This is a genomic window from Streptomyces sp. NA04227 (genome assembly GCF_013364195.1).
Classification (GTDB): Bacteria; Actinomycetota; Actinomycetes; order Streptomycetales; family Streptomycetaceae; genus Streptomyces.
Genome location: NZ_CP054918.1, coordinates 1,492,392 through 1,511,434, shown reverse-complemented (window position 1 = coordinate 1,511,434; position 19,043 = coordinate 1,492,392). Strand labels below are relative to the sequence as shown.

General features: G+C 69.0%; 17 protein-coding genes and 1 riboswitch. Of the genes, 11 read left to right on the top strand and 6 right to left on the bottom strand.

Going from position 1 to position 19,043, the window contains the following annotated elements:
* Positions 1–208: 208 nt before the first annotated feature.
* Together HUT18_RS06250 and HUT18_RS06245 are read right to left on the bottom strand one after the other, a co-directional pair.
* Positions 209–1,699 (bottom strand): hypothetical protein, encoded by a 1,491-nt coding sequence (locus tag HUT18_RS06250; protein WP_176098555.1) that lies wholly within the window; start codon positions 1,697–1,699, stop codon positions 209–211.
* 126 nt (positions 1,700–1,825) lie between these two features.
* A complete protein-coding gene (locus HUT18_RS06245; protein ID WP_176098553.1) occupies positions 1,826–2,038 on the bottom strand; it encodes a hypothetical protein in 213 nt (70 codons plus the stop codon).
* A 141-nt stretch (positions 2,039–2,179) separates the two neighbouring features.
* Between HUT18_RS06245 and HUT18_RS06240 the strand changes: the two genes are divergently transcribed.
* Complete coding sequence (locus tag HUT18_RS06240; protein WP_176098552.1) at positions 2,180–3,154, top strand: carbohydrate kinase family protein; 975 nt, start codon at positions 2,180–2,182, stop codon at positions 3,152–3,154.
* Between the two features lie 139 nt (positions 3,155–3,293).
* Here the strand turns inward: HUT18_RS06240 and HUT18_RS06235 are convergent, their stop codons facing one another.
* Positions 3,294–4,673 (bottom strand): cysteine desulfurase/sulfurtransferase TusA family protein, encoded by a 1,380-nt coding sequence (locus tag HUT18_RS06235; protein WP_176098550.1) that lies wholly within the window; start codon positions 4,671–4,673, stop codon positions 3,294–3,296.
* A gap of 370 nt (positions 4,674–5,043) precedes the next feature.
* Here HUT18_RS06235 and coxB point away from each other — a divergent pair, with 370 nt between their 5' ends.
* The 4 genes from coxB (at position 5,044) to HUT18_RS06215 (ending at position 9,568) form a co-directional block, all read left to right on the top strand.
* On the top strand, positions 5,044–6,048 hold the full coding sequence (gene coxB / locus HUT18_RS06230; protein ID WP_176098548.1) for a cytochrome c oxidase subunit II: 1,005 nt from the start codon (positions 5,044–5,046) through the stop codon (positions 6,046–6,048).
* A complete protein-coding gene (gene ctaD, locus HUT18_RS06225; protein ID WP_176098546.1) occupies positions 6,045–7,781 on the top strand; it encodes a cytochrome c oxidase subunit I in 1,737 nt (578 codons plus the stop codon). The genes coxB and ctaD overlap by 4 nt, the downstream gene beginning before the upstream one ends.
* Entirely contained in the window at positions 7,778–8,176 is a 399-nt protein-coding gene (locus tag HUT18_RS06220; RefSeq protein WP_176098544.1) for a cytochrome c oxidase subunit 4, read from the top strand. Before ctaD ends, HUT18_RS06220 begins: the two co-directional genes overlap by 4 nt.
* Before the next feature lie 129 nt (positions 8,177–8,305).
* Positions 8,306–9,568 carry an Ig-like domain-containing protein gene (locus HUT18_RS06215; protein WP_176098543.1) on the top strand — a complete coding sequence of 421 codons (1,263 nt, stop codon included), beginning with the start codon at positions 8,306–8,308 and terminating at the stop codon, positions 9,566–9,568.
* A gap of 173 nt (positions 9,569–9,741) precedes the next feature.
* On the opposite strand, the gene HUT18_RS06210 is transcribed toward HUT18_RS06215, so the two are convergent.
* Entirely contained in the window at positions 9,742–10,143 is a 402-nt protein-coding gene (locus tag HUT18_RS06210) for a hypothetical protein (protein ID WP_176098542.1), read from the bottom strand.
* A gap of 232 nt (positions 10,144–10,375) precedes the next feature.
* Between HUT18_RS06210 and HUT18_RS06205 the strand changes: the two genes are divergently transcribed.
* From HUT18_RS06205 to HUT18_RS06180, 6 genes are all read left to right on the top strand, one after another.
* Positions 10,376–10,987 (top strand): heme-copper oxidase subunit III, encoded by a 612-nt coding sequence (locus HUT18_RS06205; RefSeq protein WP_176098541.1) that lies wholly within the window; start codon positions 10,376–10,378, stop codon positions 10,985–10,987.
* Between the two features lie 70 nt (positions 10,988–11,057).
* Entirely contained in the window at positions 11,058–11,867 is an 810-nt protein-coding gene (locus tag HUT18_RS06200; RefSeq protein WP_176098540.1) for a c-type cytochrome, read from the top strand.
* Positions 11,864–12,925, top strand: a complete 1,062-nt coding sequence (locus tag HUT18_RS06195) for a ubiquinol-cytochrome c reductase iron-sulfur subunit (RefSeq protein WP_176098539.1) — start codon at positions 11,864–11,866, stop codon at positions 12,923–12,925. The genes HUT18_RS06200 and HUT18_RS06195 overlap by 4 nt, the downstream gene beginning before the upstream one ends.
* Entirely contained in the window at positions 12,922–14,574 is a 1,653-nt protein-coding gene (locus tag HUT18_RS06190; protein WP_176098538.1) for a cytochrome bc complex cytochrome b subunit, read from the top strand. Before HUT18_RS06195 ends, HUT18_RS06190 begins: the two co-directional genes overlap by 4 nt.
* 151 nt (positions 14,575–14,725) lie before the next feature.
* Positions 14,726–15,790, top strand: coding sequence for an anthranilate phosphoribosyltransferase (gene trpD, locus HUT18_RS06185; protein ID WP_176098537.1), 1,065 nt, complete (start codon positions 14,726–14,728; stop codon positions 15,788–15,790).
* Positions 15,791–15,978: 188 nt separating this feature from the next.
* A riboswitch (SAM riboswitch) is annotated at positions 15,979–16,095 on the top strand.
* A gap of 306 nt (positions 16,096–16,401) precedes the next feature.
* A complete protein-coding gene (locus HUT18_RS06180; protein WP_176098535.1) occupies positions 16,402–17,859 on the top strand; it encodes an aminotransferase class V-fold PLP-dependent enzyme in 1,458 nt (485 codons plus the stop codon).
* A gap of 31 nt (positions 17,860–17,890) precedes the next feature.
* Here HUT18_RS06180 and HUT18_RS06175 read toward each other — a convergent pair whose 3' ends face one another.
* Both HUT18_RS06175 and HUT18_RS06170 read right to left on the bottom strand, forming a co-directional pair.
* Entirely contained in the window at positions 17,891–18,172 is a 282-nt protein-coding gene (locus HUT18_RS06175) for an Lrp/AsnC family transcriptional regulator (protein ID WP_176098533.1), read from the bottom strand.
* Between the two features lie 64 nt (positions 18,173–18,236).
* Positions 18,237–18,986 carry a rhomboid family intramembrane serine protease gene (locus HUT18_RS06170; RefSeq protein ID WP_176098532.1) on the bottom strand — a complete coding sequence of 250 codons (750 nt, stop codon included), beginning with the start codon at positions 18,984–18,986 and terminating at the stop codon, positions 18,237–18,239.
* Positions 18,987–19,043: the final 57 nt, after the last annotated feature.

The window sequence follows — 19,043 nt, the reverse complement described above, 5'->3', positions numbered from 1 at the left end:
AAAGGGGGGCCGCCGCCTTCGGGTTCCCGGACCGCTCTCCCCACAAGAGCGGTGCGGAAACCCGGCCGGGAGTCCAGCTGCACCGGTACGCCTACCCGCACGGTTTTGGCGTACCGGGCCCCGCTTCCGGGCCCGGCCGGTCCTGCCGATTGTGCTGCTCTCGGTCGCTGCTCGTGCTGGCGCTCGCGTTACCTTTCGGTGACGCGGGTTACTTCGGCGCCACCACGTCACCGAGCTTGGTGACGACCTCGCGCTCGGCAAGCGGCTTGTCCAGTTGTACGGACAGGTCCATCTTCTTGGCCATCTGTACGCAGACCTTGCCGGGCTTGGCGGCGGGCTCGGTCACCCGCACCGTCACCTTGCCGCCCTCTTCCTTCGCCGAGACCGAGTACTTCTTGCAGACGCTGCCGTAGAAGTGGACGGTCAGTTCCTTGCCCTTGACCGTGTACTTCTCGATCTTCGCGTCCTTCAGCGGGGCGTTCGGCCCCGTCGGCCGCGGGCTCGGCCGGTCGGCGGGCGCACCCGTCGAGGGCTGGGCCAGGAAGCGCGGGTCGATCGCCGGGTGCACCACCGTGAAGTCACTGGTCGCGCCCTCGGGCCGGACCGAGTAGTGCCAGGACGGCACCAGGATCTGGCGGCCCTTCTCGGACTGCGCCGAGAGACCGAACACGGCCTTCTTGACGGTCGAGGTGTGCGGCTTCGCGGGCTTGCAGTCCTTGGTGTCCTTGGAGTCGGTGCCGTCGTGGGGCAGCCGCGCGCCGCCCTTGGTGTCGGTGCCCTCCTCGGCGCCCAGCGGCACCGGCTCCGCGCACCCGCCCTTGCCCGAACGGTACGTACCGCCCGTGCGGTTGAGCTCGTCCAGCGTCCGCTTGGCGCTGAGCAGCGGGTACGAGTCGCCCTTCTCGGGCGTCTTCAGATAGCCGTGGCCGCCGGTGATCGAGCCGTCGAAGGCGACGTTGACCGAGGTGGTCCAGCCCTGCGTGGGCAGACCGCCGATCTCGGGGTTGGCCTTGACCACCCGGGAGGCGCCGGTCAGTTCGCTCGCCTCCAGCTGGGCCTTGCCGACCCCGGCCGCCCTCAGCACCGGCGCGGCCTTCTTCTTGGCGAGGTCCTCGTTGGGTACGACATCGTTCTTGCCCCAGTCGGTGCTCGCGCACATCTTGCCCTTGGGGCAGTTGTCGCCACCGGGCGGCGCGAACTTCTGGAAGGTCCAGCTGCCGGGCGCTTCCAGGGCCACCTGGAGCCGCGGGCTGTCGGTGTCGTTGCCGCCGATCTGCCAGGTCTTGCCGTTCAGGTGCGGCGTGCCCTCCAGACCGAGCGTCTTCGCCAGCCGCGTCACGTCCTCGGCCGCGACCTTGCCGCTGGTGCGGTAGACGGCGCCGGAGTCCGGGCCCTTCGGTAGCTCGCCGGCGGCGCGGTAGACCGTGCCGTTCGGGTTCGGCTCACCGGGAGCGATGCCGGGACCGCCACGGCCCGAGTCCCCGGAGGCCTTCGCCAGGCCCTCCAGGGCGAGCGGTGGCGGGTTGTCCTGCTTGCCGTCGGCGCTGGAGGACGAGTCCTTGTCGTCTCCCGCGTTCTGCAGGGCGATACCGCCGCCCGCACCGATCACCAGGACAGCCGCTGCCACCGAGGCGGCGACCAACCAGGTGCGGCGCTTCGGCTCGCCCGTCGCTTCGTTCCGCTTCTCGTCGGTGTTCACCGCATTGCTCCCATCGCCTGCGTTTCACCTCCGCGTTCCTCCGCGGCGGACAGCAGTGTGACGGGAGAGGCGGACGATCGGTTCCCTCCGACTTCGGGCGAGCGAGGGAAAGTTGTGCCGGGACGGTCAGTCCCCGTACTCCGACATGCCCTCGACCAGGTGCGCAGAGCGCTCCGGCACCACGATGTTCTCGATCCGCGCCTTCTCGCCGTGACCGGTCTTCTTCTCGGCCGGGGCGCCGGGCCAGCGGTCGGCCATCTCGGCACAGTCGCCCCGCAGGGCGTCGAAGCCGCAGTCGAGATCCTGCGGGGCGGTTTCCCGCGACTTGGGGTTCGTCATAACGGAACGGTAGGCACCGGATACAGGACGAAGAAAGACCTACTATCGGGTAGTTTTGGCGGGTCGGCCGGAGGCGGGGTAAACCGATAGCGTGAGACGACCTTTCTTCTCGCCTCTCTCGCCGTCCAGGAGCGCATAGCCGTGCGAATCGCAGTCACCGGCTCCATCGCCACCGACCATCTGATGTCCTTCCCCGGCCGATTCAGCGACCAGCTGGTGGCCGATCAGCTGCACACGGTCTCCCTTTCCTTCCTCGTGGACAACCTCGAGGTGCGCAGGGGCGGCGTGGGCGCCAACATCGCCTTCGGGATGGGCCAGCTCGGTACCTCGCCGGTCCTCGTCGGCGCCGCCGGAGCCGACTTCGACGAGTACCGCGCCTGGCTCGACCGGCACGGCGTGGACACCGAGTCGGTCCGTATCTCCGAGGTCCTGCACACCGCCCGCTTCGTGTGCACCACCGACGCCGACCACAACCAGATCGGCTCCTTCTACACCGGCGCCATGAGCGAGGCCCGGCTGATCGAGCTGAAGAAGGTCGCCGACCGCGTGGGCGGCCTCGACCTGGTGTCCATCGGCGCCGACGACCCCGAGGCGATGCTCCGGCACACCGAGGAGTGCCGTACCCGCTCGATCCCCTTCGCCGCGGACTTCTCGCAGCAGATCGCGCGCATGGGGGGCGAGGAGATCCGCGCCCTGCTCGAAGGCGCCACGTACCTCTTCTCCAACGAGTACGAGAAGGGCCTCATCGAGTCCAAGACGGGCTGGAGCGACGAGCAGATCCTCGGCCGCGTCGGCCACCGCGTCACCACCCTCGGTGCCGCCGGTGTCCGTATCGACCGGGCCGGCGAGAAGTCGATCGAGGTCGGCGTCCCGCAGGAGGAGGCCAAGGTCGACCCGACCGGCGTCGGCGACGCCTTCCGGGCCGGTTTCCTCTCCGGCCTCGTCTGGGGCGTCAGCCTGGAGCGCGCCGCCCAGGTCGGCTGCATGCTGGCCACCCTGGTCATCGAGACCATGGGCACCCAGGAGTACGAGCTGCGCCGCACCCACTTCATGGACCGCTTCACCAAGGCGTACGGCCACGACGCCGCCGCCGAGGTGCAGCAGCACCTGGCCTGAGCACCGTCGCACGTGCGTCGCGGGCCGCCCGTCTCCCGGAATCCCGGGGGTTACGGGCGGCCCGCCGCGTGTATCTCGACTGATACGGCTGGCCCGTCGCGCTCATCCCAGTGGTACGGGCAGCCCGCGCCTCCGCGCCTCAGTCCACCCGCCGCACCACATACGCGCTGCCCCGCTCGGCGGGCTCCTCGCCGACGTACTCCTGGCCCCGCATCTCGCACCAGGCCGGGATGTCCAGGCGGGCGGCCGCGTCGTCGGAGAGCACCGTGACCGTGCCGCCCACCGGGACCTCGCCGATCACCTTGGCCAGTTCGATCACCGGGATCGGGCACCGCTTGCCGAGCGCGTCCACCACCAGCTCCGCCGCCGCACCGGCGGGCGCCGCCGCAACCGGAGCCCCGAGCTTCTCGCGTACCCCGGCCACCGCCCCCGGCAGCACCCGGAGGAATTCCTCGACCTCCTCCCGGGAGGTGCCGCGCGGCAGCGAGAGGCGGATGTTGCCCTCGCTGAGCACCCCCATCGCCCGCAGTACGTGGCTCGGGGTGAGCGTGGAACTCGTGCACGAGGAACCGGAGGAGACCGAGAAGCCCGCGCGGTCCAGCTCGTGCAGCAGGGTCTCCCCGTCGACATAGAGACAGGAGAAGGTGACCAGGTGCGGCAGCCGCTCCCGGGCGTCACCGGCCACCTCCACGTCCGGGACCAGCTCCGGCACCCGCGCCCGGATCAGCCCGGTGAGCACCCGCAGCCGTGCCGCCTCCTCGGCCGCCTCGGCCCGTACCGCGCGCAGCGAGGCGGCGGCGGCCACGATCGCCGGGATGTTCTCGAAACCGGCGGCCCGCCCCGACTCCCGCTCGTCCGCGGGACCCCGGGGCGCGAAGCGCGTCCCCTTGCGCACCGCGAGCAGTCCCACGCCCGCGGGCCCGCCCCATTTGTGTGAACTCGCCGTCAACAGCGACCAGTCGGCGTCCACCGGACCCCACGGCAGCGACTGCGCCGCGTCCACCAGGAGCGGCACCCCGGCCTCCCGGCACAGCCGCGCCACCTCGGCCACCGGCTGGACGGTGCCGACCTCGTGGTTGGCCGACTGGAGGCAGGCGAGCGCGGTGTCGGGGCGCAGCACCTCGGCGAAGGACCGGGGGAGTACGGCACCGGTCCGCTCGACCGGCACCTCGGTCACCGAACCGCCCGCACCCGCGTGCGCCTCGGCACTGTGGAGCACCGACGAGTGTTCGACCGCCGACACGATCAGGTGGGATCCGGTGCGGCGGCGCCCGGCCAGCGCGCCCGCGACCGCCGTGTGCACGGCACGGGTTCCCGAGCCGGTGAAGACCAGCTCGTCCGGGCGGCAGCCGACCGCCTCGGCCGCGGTCTCGCGGGCCGCGTCGAGCAGCAGCCGGGCCCGCCTGCCCTCGCGGTACAGGCGGGCCGGATCGGCCCAGCCCTCGTCCAGGGCGGCGGTCAGCGCCTGCCGCGCGACGGGGTGCAGCGGGGCGGAGGAAGCGGCGTCGAAGTAGGGCACGCCGCCACGCTAACTCCGCCGCGGCCGTGGCCGGGATCCACTCCCCGCCACACCGGCCCGCCGCACACGAGCGCGCGAGCGACTCCGCTCCGGCGCGCACCCCCGAGGGCTCGGCCGGACGAGTCCGTACGTAGGCTGTCATCAGGGACTTCACCGAAGTCCGAAGGCCCGTCAGATGGGGCTCGGACCGGGGCATTCCACCCCTTCGGGGAGTGCGGCGGCGCGTTGGGCACCCTCCCCGCGCAGCCCCAAATTGCGTCCAGTAGGGTTTGGTCCGCATAAACATCCAAACCCCTGCCCGCAGCAGGACCGCGACCGACCAGCGAGAAGGCCGCAGCACGCGCGGGCGAGACTCTCGGGAAGGCGCTACGTGAGTCCCAACGGCTCCGACCTCCCTCACCGCCTAAATGGCGCGGGAGGTACCCCCAAGTCTCGGCGCCCGATGCGGCGGAAGCTGCCGCAGGTGCTGACTGCGGGCCTGATCCTGGCTACTGCCTCCGGTTGCGAGTACAACTGGGAGGACTTCCCTCGCCTCGGTATGCCCACCCCGGTGACGGAGGAGGCTCCCCGCATCCTGTCCCTGTGGCAGGGCTCGTGGGCTGCCGCACTCGCGACCGGTGTCCTGGTGTGGGGCCTGATCCTGTGGAGCGTCATCTTCCACCGGCGCAGCCGCACCAAGGTCGAGGTGCCTCCGCAGACGCGGTACAACATGCCGCTCGAGGCGCTGTACACAGTGGTTCCGATCATCATCGTCTCCGTGCTCTTCTACTTCACGGCACGCGACGAGTCCAAGCTCCTCGAACTGGAGGACAAGCCGGCCCACACGGTCAACGTGGTCGGCTTCCAGTGGAGCTGGGGCTTCAACTACGTGGAGAACGTGGACGGCGACGCCGGCACGGGCGACGCGTTGAAGGAAGGCGCGCTCAAGGCCATTCCGGACCGCTTCGCCGAGGACTTCCCCAAGGGCGCCGAAGGCGCCTACGACGTGGGCGTCCCGGGTGACCGCAACCCGGACACGAACAACCCCGGTCCGACCCTCTGGCTCCCCAAGGGCGAGCGTGTGCGCTTCGTCCTGACCTCGCGGGATGTCATCCACTCCTTCTGGGTGGTGCCGTTCCTGATGAAGCAGGACGTCATCCCGGGCCACACCAACGCCTTCGAGGTGACTCCGAACAAGGAGGGCACCTTCATGGGCAAGTGCGCCGAGCTCTGCGGCGTCGACCACTCCCGGATGCTCTTCAACGTCAAGGTCGTCTCGCCCGAGCGCTACCAGCAGCACCTCAAGGAGCTGCAGAAGCAGGGCAAGAAGGGCTTCATCCCGGCCGGCATCGAGCAGTCGGGCCATGAGAAGAACCGGGAGACGAACCAACTGTGAGCATCCTCAACGAACCCCAGGGTGCCGCGGCGGCCGACGACTCGTACGAGAACGAGCTTCCGCTTAGGCGCGCACAGCGCGGCAACGTCGTGGTCAAGTGGCTCACCACCACCGACCACAAGACGATCGGCACGCTCTACCTGATCACGTCGTTCGCCTTCTTCTGCATCGGCGGCGTCATGGCGCTCTTCATGCGCGCCGAACTCGCCCGTCCCGGCACGCAGATCATGTCGAACGAGCAGTTCAACCAGGCGTTCACGATGCACGGCACGATCATGCTGCTGATGTTCGCGACGCCGCTGTTCGCCGGATTCGCGAACTGGATCATGCCGCTGCAGATCGGCGCGCCCGACGTGGCGTTCCCGCGGCTGAACATGTTCGCCTACTGGCTCTACCTGTTCGGCTCGCTCATCGCGGTGGCCGGCTTCCTCACCCCGCAGGGCGCGGCCGACTTCGGCTGGTTCGCGTACTCGCCGCTCTCGGACGCGGTCCGCTCGCCGGGCGTGGGCGCCGACATGTGGATCATGGGCCTGGCCCTCTCCGGCTTCGGCACGATCCTCGGTTCGGTCAACTTCATCACCACGATCATCTGCATGCGCGCACCGGGCATGACCATGTTCCGCATGCCGATCTTCACCTGGAACGTGCTGCTGACCGGTGTGCTGGTCCTGCTGGCCTTCCCGGTGCTCGCCGCCGCGCTGTTCGCCCTGGAGGCGGACCGGAAGTTCGGGGCGCAGATCTTCGATCCCGCCAACGGCGGTTCGCTGCTCTGGCAACACCTCTTCTGGTTCTTCGGCCATCCAGAGGTGTACATCATCGCGCTGCCGTTCTTCGGCATCGTCTCCGAGGTCATCCCGGTCTTCAGCCGCAAGCCGATGTTCGGTTACGGCGGTCTGATCGGCGCGACCATCGCGATCGCGGGTCTGTCCGTGACGGTGTGGGCCCACCACATGTACGTCACCGGCGGTGTACTGCTGCCGTTCTTCTCCTTCATGACCTTCCTGATCGCGGTACCGACCGGTGTGAAGTTCTTCAACTGGATCGGCACCATGTGGAAGGGCTCGCTGTCCTTCGAGACACCGATGCTCTGGACGATCGGCTTCCTGATCACCTTCACCTTCGGTGGTCTGACCGGCGTCATCCTGGCCTCGCCGCCGATGGACTTCCACGTCTCCGACTCGTACTTCGTGGTGGCGCACTTCCACTACGTGGTCTTCGGTACGGTCGTCTTCGCGATGTTCGCCGGATTCCACTTCTGGTGGCCGAAGTTCACCGGCAAGATGCTGGACGAGCGCCTCGGCAAGATCACCTTCTGGACGCTGTTCATCGGCTTCCACGGCACCTTCCTGGTGCAGCACTGGCTGGGCGCCGAGGGCATGCCCCGTCGTTACGCGGACTACCTGGCCGCGGACGGGTTCACCGCCCTGAACACGATCTCGACGATCAGCTCGTTCGTGCTCGGTATGTCGGTCCTGCCGTTCTTCTACAACGTCTGGAAGACCGCCAAGTACGGCAAGCAGGTCGAGGCCGACGACCCGTGGGGTTACGGCCGCTCCCTGGAGTGGGCGACCTCCTGCCCGCCGCCGCGGCACAACTTCCTCACGCTGCCCCGGATTCGCAGTGAATCCCCGGCCTTCGACCTGCACCACCCGGAGGTCGCGGAGCTGGATCAGCTGGAGCACGCCGGAATCGGCGCCGGCGCCGTCTCGGGTGCCAAGGAGGCGGGCAAGTGAAGATCCAGGGCAAGATGTTCCTCTGGCTGAGCCTCTTCGTCCTCATCTCCGCCGTGGTCTACGGCGTGTGGTCGAAGGAGCCGGCCGGTACCACCGCGCTGTTCCTGGCGTTCGGTCTCTGCGTGATGATCGGGTACTACCTGGCCTTCACCGCCCGGCGCGTGGACGCCATGGCGCAGGACAACAAGGAAGCCGATGTCGCGGACGAGGCCGGCGAGGTGGGCTTCTTCAGCCCGCACAGCTGGCAGCCGCTGGCGCTCGGCTTCGGTGGCGCCCTCGCCTTCCTGGGCGTCGCGATCGGCTGGTGGGTGCTGTACTTCTCGCTGCCGGTCATCCTGGTCGGCATCTGGGGCTGGGTCTTCGAGTACTACCGCGGAGAGAACCAGACGCAGTAACACGTAGGACACCCGAAGGGGCCCGGACACTCCGTCAAGGAGGTCCGGGCTCCTTCGTTTGCCGCAGTGGAACCACCCGTACGGATCACGGGCCGTGCCGCCGGGGCGCGCGCTCCATAGCGTGACGCCATGAGGCACACACCGCACATACCCACGCTTTTGAGCTGCACTGTGCTGGCGGCCGCACTCGGCGCCGGCCTCACCGCCTGTGGCGGTTCGGACAACTCCTCCCTCTCCTCGGACCCCTACGACGCGGGCGACCAGCTCGAGTTCGGCGGCCCCACCGGCGACAAGGCCGACTCGGACAAGCCCCTGGAGATCAGTTCGCACGGCGGCGGCCGGATCACCGATGTGACCGCCACCGACGCCCGGGGCCACCAGGTGGCCGGTGCCCTGGACGAGGACGGCGAACGCTGGCGCAGTTCGGCGGCCCTGGAACCCGGCGCCCGCTACACGGTGCGGGTGCGCACCGAGAACGAGGACGGCAGGCCCGGCCGCAAACTGCTCACCTTCAAGGCCGCGAAGGCGGACAAGAACCGCGGGCGCCTGAAGGTCACCCTCGGCCCCAAGTCCGGCCAGTACGGCGTCGGTCAGCCGATAACCGCCGAGTTGAGCCGCCCGGTCAAGGGCCGCGAGGCGCGGGCCACCGTGGAGAGCGCCCTGCGGGTGGACTCCACCCCCGCCGTGAACGGCGCCTGGTACTGGGTGGACGCCAAGACCCTGCACTACCGCCCGCGCAGCTACTGGCCCACGCACGCCACCGTCGACGTGCACAGCACCCTCGCCGGCGTGAAGCTCGGCAAGAACCTGTGGGGCGCTCCCTCGAAGGGGCTGCGGATCACCACGGGGGACCGGGTGGAGGCCATCACGGACGCGGCGTCGCACACCATGACGGTCTACCGCAACGGCCGCGTGATCAGGGAACTTCCGGTCACCACCGGCAAACCCGGCTTCGACACCCGCAACGGAATCAAGGTCGTGCTCGCGAAGGAAGCCTTCGTACGTATGCGCAGCAGCACGGTCGGCATAGCCGCGGGCAGCGCGGATTCCTACGACCTGCCGGTGCGCTGGGCGGCCCGCGTCACCCTCAGCGGCGAGTACGTGCACGCGGCGCCCTGGTCGGTCGGCTCGCAGGGCGCGGCCAACGTCAGCCACGGCTGCACCGGTATGAGCACCGAGAACGCCGAGTGGTTCTTCAACACCGTCAAGGAGGGCGACATAGTCAAGGTCGTCAACAGCGACGGCGAGATGATGGCGCCCTTCGACAACGGCTTCGGCGACTGGAACCTGAGCTGGTCCAAGTGGCGCGAGGGCACCGCCCTGGAGCCCGGCAACGGCGTCACCGTCAACACCGGCAAGGCGGGCGCCACCCGTCTGAGCCCGCGCCTGTGAGCGGGGACCCGGCGCATGCGTACGGCGGCCCCGTGCGCTCTGTGCGGGTCCCTGAGACCTCCTGAGGCCTCCCGGGCCCCCTGAGGCCGCTGAGACCTCCGGGCTCCCGCGGGCGGGCCGTTGGACGACCTGAGCGCTCCTCAGGCGTCCGGAAGGCGTCCTTGAGGCGTCCCTCAGGCGTCGACCGCGAGCCGGGCGCGCAGCAGACCGGCCAGGGCGTCGGCGAACTCGACCGGGTCGACCGGCAGCGTCACCGCGGCCTCGGCCCGGCTCCAGGTCGCCAGCCAGGCGTCCTGCGGGCGGCCGATGGTCAGCAGTACGGGCGGGCAGTCGTAGATCTCGTCCTTGATCTGACGGCAGACGCCCATGCCGCCCGCGGGCGCGGCCTCGCCGTCCAGGACGCAGACGTCGATTCCGCCGCGTTCGAGCTCGGTGAGGACCGCCGGAAGGGTCGCGCACTCCACGAACTCGACCTGGGGCACGTCCGTGGCGGGCCTGCGGCCGGTCGCCAGGCGCACCTGTTCGCGGGTGGCCGCGTTGTCGCTGTAGACAAGGACCGTGGCGGTCGGCTGCATGTGTTCCTCCACGCATCTCGGCGCATCTGGGCTGCGGATCGCCCTTCCGCCGCAGGGGCGGCGGGCAGGCGTGGGTCGGTACCGCTGGCGCGGATGCTACTCCTTCCGACACCCCGTCAACACCGGTCGTCACGCCGCTTTGGTGGGCCATCCGAGCAGGGCAGCGGGGCCCAACACTCCGAACGGCACCCCCGGGGGTGAGGGCTGGATAAGCGACCGACATAATGTCGGCGTGGCGACAGCAACGACAGTAGATACCGGGCACGCGCACCCGTCGGTCAACCGGCCGAACCTCGTCAGCGTCGGAACGATCATCTGGCTGAGTTCCGAGTTGATGTTCTTCGCGGCCCTCTTCGCGATGTACTTCACCCTGCGATCGGTCACGGGACCCGATCACTGGAAGGAAATGTCCGAGGCACTCAATGTGCCGTTCTCGGCGACGAACACCACGATCCTGGTGCTCTCCTCGCTCACCTGCCAGCTCGGCGTCTTCGCCGCCGAGCGCGGGGACGTGAAGAAGCTCCGGATGTGGTTCATCGTCACCTTCGTGATGGGTGCGATCTTCATCGGCGGTCAGGTCTTTGAGTACACCGAGCTGGTCAAGCACGACGGCATCTCGCTGTCGTCCGACCCGTACGGCTCGGTGTTCTACCTGACCACCGGCTTCCACGGTCTGCACGTGACAGGCGGTCTCATCGCCTTCCTGCTGGTACTCGGCAGGACGTACGCGGCCCGGAGGTTCACCCACGAGCAGGCGACCGCGGCCATCGTCGTGTCCTATTACTGGCACTTCGTCGATGTCGTCTGGATCGGCCTCTTCGCCACGATCTACCTGATCAAGTAACCGGATCGTTCTGACGAGCGACCCATTTCCTGAAGCATCGACGCAGAAGATCCTGACACCGGGGTAATCCGTGAAAAAGCTCTCCGCACGACGACGCCATCCGCTGGCGGCGGTCGTCGTCCTACTCTTCGCGCTGGCGGCCACCGGGGGGCTGTACGCCGCGTTCGCTCCCGCGGACAAGGCCAAGGCCGACGAAACCGCGCAGTCCCTGGCCATCGAGGAGGGCAAGAGGCTCTACTCGGTGGGCTGCGCCAGCTGCCACGGCACCGGCGGACAGGGAACCTCCGACGGCCCGAGCCTCGTCGGCGTGGGCGCGGCGGCCGTGGACTTCCAGGTCGGCACCGGCCGGATGCCCGCGCAGCAGCCGGGCGCCCAGGTGCCCAAGAAGAAGAAGATCTACAGCCAGGCCGAGATCGACCAGCTCGCGGCGTACGTCGCCTCGCTGGGTGCCGGTCCGGCCGTCCCCACCAAGAAGCAGTACGACCCCCAGGGCGCGAACATCGCCAAGGGTGGCGAGCTGTTCCGCAACAACTGCGCGCAGTGCCACAACTTCACCGGTGAGGGCGGTGCCCTGACCAACGGCAAGTACGCACCGAACCTCAACGGTGTCTCGCCCAAGCACATGTACGAGGCCATGGAAACCGGCCCGCAGAACATGCCTTCCTTCCCGGACAAGACCATGCCGGAGAAGAACAAGAAGGAGATCATCGCTTACGTCCAGGCGGTCAACGGCGACGAAACCCCGACGCCCGGCGGTGCGAAGCTCGGCGGCATCGGCCCGGTGGCCGAGGGTCTGTTCGCCTGGGTCTTCGGACTGGGTGGCCTGGTTGCCGTCTGTGTCTGGATCGCCGCCCGGACCACGAAGGCGAAGAAGTCATGAGTACCCACGAAGACATTCCGGAAGAGAACCTGCCGAGCAAGCGGGACGAGGCGCACGGCGCCGAAGTAGCCCCGCACGTCGAGGACTTGTTCACCGACCCGGGCATGCCCGCGCACGAGCACCGGGTCCAGGACATCGACGAGAAGGCCGCCAAGCGCTCGGAGCGCGTGGTCACCTTCCTGTTCACGCTCTCGATCCTGTCCACGATCGGCTTCATCGCCGCGTACGTGACGGTGCCGGTGGACAAGATCGTCTACATCTGGCCGCTCGGTCACATCAGCGCGTTGAACTTCTCGCTGGGTTCGACGCTGGGCCTGGCCCTCTTCTGCATCGGCGCCGGCGCGGTCCACTGGGCCCGCACGCTGATGAGCGACGAGGAGGTCGCCGACGACCGGCACCCCGTCGCGGCCTCGCCCGAGGTCAAGGCCAAGGTCATGGCCGACTTCGCCGCGGGTATGAAGGAAGCCAACATCGCGCGCCGCAGGCTGATGCGGAACACGATGGTCGGCGCCCTCACCGTGGTGCCGCTCGCCGGTGTCGTGCTGCTGCGCGACCTGGGCCCGATGCCCGGCAACAGCCTGCGCAAGACGGCCTGGAAAAAGGGCAAGCTTCTTGTCAACATGAACACGAACGAGCCGCTGCGTCCCTCCGATGTGGCCGTCGGCTCGCTCACCTTCGCCAAGCCCGAGGGCCTGGAGGAGCACGACCACGATTTCAACACACAGATCGCCAAGGCCGCGCTGATGATCGTTCGTATTCAGCCGGAAGACATCAAGGACAAGCGCGAACTGGACTGGTCCCACGACGGGATCGTGGCGTACTCGAAGATCTGCACCCACGTGGGCTGCCCGATCTCCCTGTACGAACAGCAGACGCACCACGCGCTGTGCCCGTGCCACCAGTCCACCTTCGACCTGGCCGATGGCGCACGTGTCATCTTCGGCCCGGCCGGACACGCCCTTCCGCAACTGCAGATCGGCGTGAATGATGAGGGGTACCTCGAAGCGCTCGGCGACTTCGCGGAGCCTGTCGGTCCTGCATTCTGGGAGCGCGGATGAGCACTGCAACTACCGACAAGTCAGAGGCTGGCGGCAACAACAGCCGTGGCAAGGCGTCCGCAGGTGAGCGGTTCGCCGACTGGACGGACGGACGCCTGGGCATCTACAGCCTGGCCAAGTCCCAAATGCGCAAGATCTTCCCCGACCACTGGTCGTTCATGTTGGGTGAGGTCGCGCTCTACAGCTTCATCATCATCATCCTCACCGGTATCTACTTGACGATGTTCTTCCACCCGTCGATGAACGAGGTGGAGTACTCGGGCAGTTACGTGCCCATGCAGGGTCAGCTGATGTCGGAGGCCTTCAACTCCACGATGACGATCAGCTTCGACGTGCGTGGCGGTCTGCTCATAAGGCAGATCCACCACTGGGCGGCGCTGGTCTTCCTCGCCGCGATGTTCGTGCACATGATGCGCGTCTTCTTCACGGGCGCGTTCCGCAAGCCGCGCGAGATCAACTGGCTGTTCGGCTGGACCCTGTTCGTCCTCGGCATGTTCACCGGCTTCACCGGGTACTCGCTGCCGGACGACCTGCTCTCGGGTACGGGTATCCGCTTCGTCGAAGGTGCGATCCTGTCCGTACCGATCGTCGGTACGTACATCTCGTTCTTCGCGTTCGGGGGCGAGTTCCCCGGCGGCGACCTGGTGGCGCGGCTCTACTCGATCCACGTCCTGCTGTTGCCAGGGCTGATGCTCGGCCTCATCGTCGGGCACCTGTTCCTGGTCTTCTACCACAAGCACACCCAGTGGGGCGGACCCGGAAAGACCGAGAACAACATCGTCGGCACTCCGCTGCTCTCGGTGTACGCCGCCAAGGCCGGTGGCTTCTTCTTCCTGGTCTTCGGTGTCATCGCGCTGATCGCGGCCATGGTCACGATCAACCCGATCTGGGTGCTCGGTCCATACCGGCCGGACCAGGTGTCCACCAACGCACAACCAGACTGGTACATGGGCTTCACCGAAGGTGCGGTCCGTGTCATGCCGGGCTGGGAGATCAACTTCTGGGGTCACACACTCGTCCTGGGTGTGCTCATCCCGCTGCTGGTCTTCCCGCTGGTCCTCGTCGCGCTCGCGGTCTATCCGTTCGTCGAGTCCTGGGTCACCGGCGACAAGCGCGAGCACCACATCCTGGACCGCCCGCGCAACGTTCCGACCCGTACCGCCTTCGGTGTCGCGTGGCTCACGGTCTACATGGTTCTGCTGATCGGTGGTGGCAACGACCTATTTGCCACTCACCTGAACCTGTCGATCAACGCGATCACCTGGTTCGTCCGGATCGGTGTATTCGTCCTGCCGGTCATCAACTTCGTCATCACCAAGCGCATCTGCCTGGGCCTCCAGCGCCGGGACCGCGAGAAGGTGTTGCACGGACGCGAGTCCGGCATGATCAAGCGGCTGCCGCACGGTGAGTTCATCGAGGTTCACGAGCCGCTGGACCGCAGCGCGGTCTACCAGCTCACGATGCACGAGCAGTACTCGCCGGCCGAGATCGAGTCCGAGGTCGACGAGAACGGCGTGGCGAAGAAGATCACCCGTGGCCAGAAGCTCCGCGGCAAGCTGTCCCGCGGTTACTTCGGCGACGGCAACCAGATCACCAAGCCGAACGCCAAGGAGTACGAGGAGATCACGAGCGGCCACGGCCACCACTGATCCCTCGGCGTAACTGCCCGGTCAACGCCACAGCGAAGAGCCCCGTCCACTGCCTGGACGGGGCTCTTCGTCCGTTGCCGCGGGGTGGATAGGCTGGGGGTTACGGACTCTTTACGTCCGCCCGCACCTTCCCACTCACCAGGAGCGACCCATGAGCGCTGCGACACCCGCTGGAGGCACCAACACGGCGGGCCGTTCCTGGCCCGAGGTGCTGAACGCACTGCTGGCGGGCAAGGACCAGAGCGCCGACGCCACGGCCTGGGCGATGGACCGCATCCTGCGCGGCGAGGCGACAAACGCCCAGATCGCCGGTTTCGCGGTCGCCCTGCGCGCCAAGGGCGAGACGGTCGAGGAGATCACCGGCCTGGTCCGCACCATGTACGAGCACGCCCGGCTGATCGAGGTGGCGGGGCCGAGCGTGGACATCGTCGGCACCGGCGGCGACGGTGCCCAGACGGTCAACATCTCCACCATGTCGGCGATCGTGGTGGCCGGGACCGGGGCCCGGGTCGTCAAGCACGGCAACCGCGCCGCTTCGTCCGCCAGCGGCGCCTCCGATGTACTGGAGAAGCTCGGCGTCAACCTGGAGCTGACCCCCGACCGGGTCGCCGAGGTGGCCGAGGAGGCGGGGATCACCTTCTGTTTCGCGGTGAAGTTCCACCCCGCGCTGCGCCATGTGGCCGCCGCCCGCAAGGAGTTGGGCATCCGCACCACCTTCAACATCCTCGGCCCGCTGACCAACCCGGCCCGGGTGCGGTCCCTGGCGACCGGCGTCGCGGACGCCAGGATGGCGCCGATCGTGGCCGGTGTGCTCGCCGCCCGCGGCTCCTCGGCGCTCGTCTTCCGCGGCGACGACGGCCTGGACGAGCTGACCACCACGGCCACCTCGCGGGTCTGGGTGGTCCGCGACGGCGCCGTCGCGGAGGAGGCCTTCGACCCGCGTGACGTCGGTATCGAACTGGTCCCCGTTCAGGCTCTGCGGGGCGCCGACGCCTCGTACAACGCGGAGGTCGCGCGGCGGCTCCTGGACGGCGAGGGCGGCCCCGTACGCGACGCCGTACTGCTGAACTCGGCGGCGGCGCTCGCGGCGCTCAGTCCGAGCGACGCACCGCTGACCGAGCAGATCCGCGGCGGGCTCGACCGCGCCGCCGAGTCCATCGACTCGGGCGCGGCACGTCGGGCCCTGGAGCGCTGGGTGGCGGCCAGCAACGCCTGAGAGCGTCGGGCGAGGTCCGAGAGTGCCGAGCGACGCCTGAGGGCGTCGGGCACCGAGTGGCGGCGTCGGGCACCGTGTGACAGTTGTGCGAACAGCCGCCGGTTTCCTTGGCTTCTGTTCCGTTTCGTCCAGTGGGTCATCGGCCCGTGGCTTGCGAAGTCGCGGGCCGATGACCATACTTCTGGGCAGGTCATGAGTGACAGCGAAAAGGCCCCGGCCCGCTGTCCGGCAACCCTCCGTCCGTGGCGGGGTGCCCCGGGTGAAGACCAGGCAGCAGACAGCAAGGTCTGCGGCAAGCGCGGATCCCTCGCAACCAGGGATCCTGGTCGTCGAGGAGTTCTCATGAGCAAGCGAATGCGCTAGGGCACACGCCCCCTTCCGGCCCACGGCTCCGCATGCCGCTCGGCCGTACCGGGCCCCCGCCACCGGATCTCTCTTTTCGGTAGCACAGTGCCCCCGTACGCGCCGTCCCCGGCCCGGAGTTGCGAGCCTCAGGCCCGTCCCGCACCCCTTTCCTTTGTCCGCGCCGTGCACGGCCCCCGGGCAGGCACCGTCCTGCCCCGCGGCGGCCCCGGCGTGCCCATCTCGCTTGCCACATACGGGAGTTGCTTATGTCTGCCACCCACACCACCGACGCCGCCCGCGCCGCCGCCGAGACCGTCTGCGCCGCCGGCGACGCCGAGAGCGCCTGCCCTGCCGCCGACACCGCCCGTAGTGCCGTCCCCGCCCCGCTGCCGGTCCTCGGCGCCGACGTCACCGTCCCGCTGGTGACCGGGGGCGACGTCACCTACGCGGCCCTCGACTACGCGGCCAGCGCCCCCGCGCTCCAGCGGGTCTGGGACGACGTCGCCGCCTACGCCCCGTACTACGGCAGCGTCCACCGGGGTGCCGGTTACCTCTCGCAGCTCTCCACCGAACTGTTCGAGCAGGCCAGGGTGACGGTGGCGGAGTTCCTCGGCTGCCGCGCGGACGACCAGCTGATCTTCACCCGGTCCACCACCGACTCGCTCAACCTGCTCGCCTCGGTGCTGCCCGCCGACTGCCGGGTCTACGTCTTCGAGACGGAGCACCACGCCTCGCTGCTGCCCTGGCCCGACGAGCGGGTGAGCTACCTGGACGCACCCCGCTCGCCCGCGGAGGCCGTGGACACCCTGCGCACCGCACTCGCCGCGCGCGAGGCGAACGTACCCGCGCTGGTGTGCGTCACCGGTGCCTCGAATGTGACCGGTGAACTCTGGCCGGTCCGTGAACTGGCCGCCGCCGCCCACGAGTTCGGCGCCCGAATCGTCCTTGACGCGGCCCAGCTCGCCCCGCACCGGCCGGTGGACATCGCCGAACTCGACGTGGACTGGGTCGCGTTCTCCGGCCACAAGCTCTACGCGCCGTTCGGCTCGGGCATCCTCGCGGGCCGCGCCGACTGGCTGCGCGCCGCCGAGCCGTACCTGGCCGGGGGCGGCGCCTCGCGCAAGGTCTCGCGGCGGGCGGACGGCGGCGTCGAGGTCGAGTGGCACGAGAGCGCCGCACGGCACGAGGCCGGCTCCCCGAACGTCATCGGCGCCCATGCGATCGCCTCCGCCTGCAAGGCCCTGACCGAGGCGGGCTTCGACTCGGTGGTGGCCCGCGAGGAGCACCTGGTGGCCAGGCTCAGCGAGGGCCTCGCCGAGGTGCCCGGCGTCCGGGTGCTGTCCCTGTTCGGAGAGCACGCGGCGCGGGTCGGCGTGCTGTCCTTCGTGGTGGACGGCTGGAACAGCTCCCACTTCGCGGCCGCCCTCTCCGCCGAGTACGGAATCGGCGTACGCGACGGCCTGTTCTGCGCCCACCCGCTGCTGCGCACCCTCCTCGGCGCCGAGGACGACGCCCCCGGCGAGTGCGGCTCCCCCGAGACGGCCCCCGGCGAGAAGGCCCTGAACGCGGTGCGCGTGAGCTTCGGCGCGGGCACCCCCGACGAGCACATCGACCGCTTCCTCGCCGCGGTGGGCGAGCTGGTCCGCTCCGGCGCCCGCTGGAACTACCGCACGGAGGACGGGCGTTGCGTGCCGGACCGGGCTGCCGGGGCGGCGCGCGGCTGACCTCGGAGCGGGCGGCCGGAGGCGGGCAGGCTCAGGAGTCCAGCCCGATGGCGAACGCCGCCTCCAGGTCGTGCTGGGAGTAGGTGCGGAAGGCCACGTGGGTGTCGGTGCCCTCGACGCCGGGGATCTTGCTGATCCGGCCGGGGATGACGTCCGCGAGGTCGTCGTGGGAGCGGACGCGGACCATGGCGATCAGGTCGTAGGTGCCGGTGACGGAGAAGACCTCGCTGACGCTGTCCAGCGAGGCGATCGACTCGGCGATCTCCGGGATCCGGTCCACGCTGGTCTTGATGAGCACGATCGCGGTGATCACGGTGATTCTCCCTGGTTGACCGGGCACGTGACGCCTTGTGGGCGCACTCTTGGGGCCTCTCACTCTAGAGGAGCCGTACCGCGCAGCCCGCCGGTCGCCGGGGGAGTGGTCTCGGGCACCCGCTGCCCCGGTAGCGCAGCCAGGCGTACGTGAAGCCGAGCGCGAAGCCGACGAGGTGGGCCAGGTAGGCGACGCCCGGGCCCTGGCCGCTCCGGCCGAGGGCGAGCCACTGGAGGGTGGCCCAGAACGGCAGTACCAGCCAGGCGGGAAAGCGCAGCGGCAGGAAGAAGAGGAACGGGAACAGGCTGGTGACCCTGGCCTTCGGGAAGAGGTAGAGGAAGGCGCCGAGTACCGCCGAGATCGCTCCGGAGGCGCCGACCAGGCTCTGGCCGGAGTCGGGGTGCGCGAGGGCGTAGCCGATCAGGGCGAGGGCGCCCGAGCCCACGTAGAAGAAGACGTAGTGCAGCCTGCCCAGGCGTTCCTCGGCCATCGCGCCGAAGACGTAGAGGAAGAGCATGTTGCCGAGCAGGTGCAGCCAGCTCCCGTGGACGAACAGGGCGGACAGCGGGGTCAGCAGGGCGCCGGGCCGCAGACCGAGGAGTTCGTCGGGGACCACGCCCCAGTGGTCGAAGTACGCGCGCTGTGCCGCGAGGAGCCGCTCGCCCGTTCCGTAGCCGGGGAACAGGCCGGAGACCGGGCTGATCACGAAGACGAGGCAGCAGGCGGCGATGAGCGCGGAGGTCACCGGGGCCGGACCGCGCAGCACGGCCCGTCCGAGGTGCGTGCCCCACCGGGGTGTCCGTCCTTCGATCATGGACAGATCATGACGTACCGGACGCCGGGTGTGCGGAGTGCCTCGCCGCCGTGGACG

Excerpts from the sequence above, each read along its gene's own strand:
- HUT18_RS06215 (WP_176098543.1), top strand. The coding sequence starts at position 8,306 with ATGAGGCACACACCGCACATACCCACGCTTTTGAGCTGCACTGTGCTG.
- HUT18_RS06245 (WP_176098553.1), bottom strand. The coding sequence starts at position 2,038 with ATGACGAACCCCAAGTCGCGGGAAACCGCCCCGCAGGATCTCGACTGC.
- HUT18_RS06170 (WP_176098532.1), bottom strand. The coding sequence starts at position 18,986 with ATGATCGAAGGACGGACACCCCGGTGGGGCACGCACCTCGGACGGGCC.
- HUT18_RS06190 (WP_176098538.1), top strand. The coding sequence starts at position 12,922 with ATGAGCACTGCAACTACCGACAAGTCAGAGGCTGGCGGCAACAACAGC.
- HUT18_RS06210 (WP_176098542.1), bottom strand. The coding sequence starts at position 10,143 with ATGCAGCCGACCGCCACGGTCCTTGTCTACAGCGACAACGCGGCCACC.
- HUT18_RS06180 (WP_176098535.1), top strand. The coding sequence starts at position 16,402 with ATGTCTGCCACCCACACCACCGACGCCGCCCGCGCCGCCGCCGAGACC.
- trpD (WP_176098537.1), top strand. The coding sequence starts at position 14,726 with ATGAGCGCTGCGACACCCGCTGGAGGCACCAACACGGCGGGCCGTTCC.
- HUT18_RS06195 (WP_176098539.1), top strand. The coding sequence starts at position 11,864 with ATGAGTACCCACGAAGACATTCCGGAAGAGAACCTGCCGAGCAAGCGG.